This window comes from Desulfobacter sp., from assembly GCF_050177295.1.
On sequence record NZ_JBFXHE010000444.1, the window covers coordinates 1 to 3,536 of the forward strand.

Annotated in this window: 3 protein-coding genes and 1 pseudogene; all 4 read left to right on the forward strand. The window is 45.4% G+C overall.

The annotated features are described in order from the left end of the window. A partial coding sequence (locus AB7U36_RS20725) for a sigma-54 interaction domain-containing protein (RefSeq protein ID WP_428161525.1) occupies positions 1–1,133 on the forward strand: 1,133 nt, incomplete at its 5' end. A 243-nt stretch (positions 1,134–1,376) separates the two neighbouring features. Next, a pseudogene (locus AB7U36_RS20730) lies at positions 1,377–1,482 on the forward strand (type IV pilin protein); the annotation flags it as partial. Between the two features lie 785 nt (positions 1,483–2,267). Continuing rightward, on the forward strand, positions 2,268–3,209 hold the full coding sequence (locus AB7U36_RS20735; RefSeq protein WP_428161526.1) for a tetratricopeptide repeat protein: 942 nt from the start codon (positions 2,268–2,270) through the stop codon (positions 3,207–3,209). A 14-nt stretch (positions 3,210–3,223) separates the two neighbouring features. After that, positions 3,224–3,536, forward strand: a 313-nt coding sequence (locus AB7U36_RS20740; RefSeq protein WP_428161527.1) for an ATP-binding cassette domain-containing protein, incomplete at its 3' end; no start/stop codon positions are given.

Below are 3,536 nucleotides of genomic sequence, written 5' to 3' on the forward strand. Positions count from 1 at the left end.
AGGGGGCTTACGATTTTGTGCCCAAGCCCTTTGATAATGATGAACTTTGCGCCACCATTGCCAAGTCCCTGGCGCTTTTGACCCTGGAGCAGGAAAAGGCGTACCGGTCAACTGAACTTAAAAGCCATCTGCATTTTAACCGTATCATCGGCAACAGCCCGGGCATGCAGGCGATTTACCAGCGGATCCGCCAGATCAGCCCCACCAGGACCAATGTGCTGGTCACCGGTGAAAGCGGGACAGGCAAGGAGCTTATCGCCCGGGCCATCCACGATAACTCTGAGCGCAAAGATAAGCCCTTTGTGGTGGTCAACTGCGGCGGGATTCCGGAGACGCTCATGGAGAGCGAATTTTTCGGTCATGTTAAAGGATCATTTACAGGGGCTGTGGCAGACAAACAGGGATTGTTTGAGGCGGCCAATACCGGCACTATTTTTCTGGATGAAATCGGGGAACTGTCCACATTTCTGCAGGTAAAACTCTTGCGTGCCGTCCAGGAAACCCGGTTTACGCCCGTGGGCGGCACCCGGGAAATTGATGTGGATGTCAGGATTATCTCTGCTACCAATAAAAAGCTGGAGCAGGAGGTCATTGACGGCAATTTCAGGGAAGATCTGTTTTTCCGGCTTAACGTCATACCCATCAAAGTACCGCCGTTGCGGGATAGAAAAGGGGATGTTGAATTACTGGCCGCCCATTTTGTCGAGAAATACTCGAAAAAATTGGGCAAGGATATTGTAAAGCTGTCGTCCTATGCCATTGATTTTTTGAACCGGTATTCCTTCCCCGGCAATGTCAGGGAGCTTGAAAACCTGATTGAGCGGTCTGTCGCACTCTCTTCAACCAATATCATCCTGCCCGAAAGCCTGACCATCTCCTCGCATAAACGTCGGCGCTGGATAGAGGGCATTCAGAATAATCGCTATGACCTGGAAGATGTGGTATCCGGTGTGGATCTGGACAAAATTATGTCTGAAATCGAAACCGCATATGTCAAAAAAGCCATGGAAATTTGCCAGGGTAACAAAAGCAAGGCAGCAGAGCTTTTAAATTTAAGCTTAAGATCTTTCAGGTATCGCCTGGATAAAACCACGCCGGACAAAAACGAGTCCGGGGATAGTGATGCGGAGTAAGGGAGTCAGGATTGACATTTTTTGTCAATCGGATTGTCTTTTTTGTTAAATTTCAGCGAAAAATCGTTTTCAATCTCTGATGGTATTTTAGTTCGTTAAAATAAATCCTTTTTAAATTATGCAGTTGTAAATAAATATAAGTTGTTTCTTTGTTCTGGCATTGCTGTTGCTATAATCATTGCCATAATGAAAATGAAAAAAAGTTTGTCACATCATTTAACCTAAAAAAAGGAGAGTAAAAAAATGACAAAACTTATCAAAAACAACCAGAAAGGCTTTACCCTGATCGAACTGATGATCGTTGTGGCTATTATCGGTATCCTGGCAGCTATTGCGATTCCTAACTTCATTACGTATCAGTTGAAGGCAAAAACTTCGGAAGCAAAAACCAACCTTCATGCCATTGCTACCAGTCAAGAAGCTTATAAGGGAGAGCATGATGTCTATCTGGTTTGTGCAATATATCCTGATGAAGCATCAACTGGCAAAATTACGTGGGACCACACTGCCGCTGTTGATTTCACGACCATTGGGTTTCGTCCTTCTGGTGAGGTCTACTATGATTATCAGGTTGCCATTGATGCAACTGGCACAGATTTTACGGCGGATGCAAATGGTGATCTAGATTCTGATGGAGTTCCGGGTAAATTTGGTATCGCCAATGTCAACAGTGTTGCGGGTCTGGCAGATCCTATCAATCCTCCAGCTCCTCCTCAGGGCGCTGGGGCGGAAGATATAACAAACACCATGTCTGTAACAGACCTGGAACCTGGCGTCTATTGATATCAGGACAATTCGGGGAACACGATAGTTAACTATCAAATAGAATCCTGATCCCGGAAATTAAAGAGGGGCTCCTTGAGCCTCTCTTTTTTTGTTTGCCGAATTCGGGATGTGCGACACATAATTGTTGACAATTTTTAGCTATTTTGCCATAGAAATCAGTATGCTAAAGTTAGTAAAAGTTGTGGCCCCGGGGTATCCTCTCCATATTACAAAACGGGGTGACCAGAGGCGGTCGGCATTTTTTTTCAGATGGGTTTTGCTTGTTTATTATGGATGATCCATTTCTGGACCACTGCCCGATATATTAAACAAAGCTTGGTCTAAAGGGGTTGAGAAAAAATAGTAATTATGTATAGTGTCCCTCGAATTACTCGAATTACTCTTTTTATCCTTTTAACCCTGTCGTTCCTGTCGCTTTTTTTTTCCATTGAAACACTTGATAAAAAATATCCCAGGCAGGCGGTTGAATCATTTTTATATTTACCGTCGGGGACCTTCTTAAAAGGGGCTGCGCTGGGGTATGATGAGATGCTTGCGGATTTGCTCTGGATAAAGGCGCTGGGGTATTTTGGCGGCCATGCCGGAACGGATGGCAACTATACGTGGCTGGCCCATCTCCTGGATGTGGTAACCACGCTGGATCCGTTGTATCAATACCCCTATGAATTTGGCGGAATCGTTTTGGCCGCTGAAGTGGGGGAGGTAGACAAAAGTATTGCGCTGCTTAAAAAAGGGATGAAAAATGTTTCCCGGAATGATCCCCGGTACTGGTATTTCCCTTTCTTCCTTGCCTATGATTATATGTATCATAAAGATGATTATTTAACGGCTGCTCACTATATGGAGCAGGCTGTAAAATTTCCCCAAAGCCCTGCATATTTGCCACGTCTGGTGGCCAGGCTTTATGCCAATGCCGATTCTCCTGAAGTGGCCGTCACTTTCCTACAAGAGATGATAAAAGCCACAGAAAAACAGGATTTGAGAGACCGGTTGAACGAACGGCTTCATCAGGTTATCCATCGGGCCAATATGAAGATGCTTAAACAGGGGGTTGAGGCTTTTTACCTCAAGTTTCAGAAGTATCCGGCATCCATAGAGGAACTGCTTACCGCTGGTATTCTTCCCGGCATGCCGGTTGATCCCAGGGGCGGGACCTATTATATTTCCAAAGAGAGCCGGACGATTGAGAACACAATACCTGAAGAAAATTTGGAAGTGCATATCAAGAAAAAAGAACAGCCCCGGGCAGATGACTTGCCTTTGCCCATGCGGGTTCCGGAAGAAAACTAAAAAGGAAGATACCTGTGACCGATTCAATTGCAATTGATATTAAGGGATTAACCAAAAGTTTTTCCAATGGCTGGCTGGGAAAAAAACAGGTACTCAATGATTTGAATTTTCAGATCCGGGACAATGAAGTGTTTGGCTACTTAGGCGGCAACGGCGCAGGTAAGACTACGACATTCAAGCTGATGCTCGGCCTGATTCGTCCGGACAAAGGGGAGATCTCTTTTTGGGGGTGTTCGGCAAAGGATAGAATCAGCCGGGCCATGATCGGATATTTGCCGGAGCAACCCTATTTTTACGCATATCTTACGGGTGCCGAGGCCCTTGATT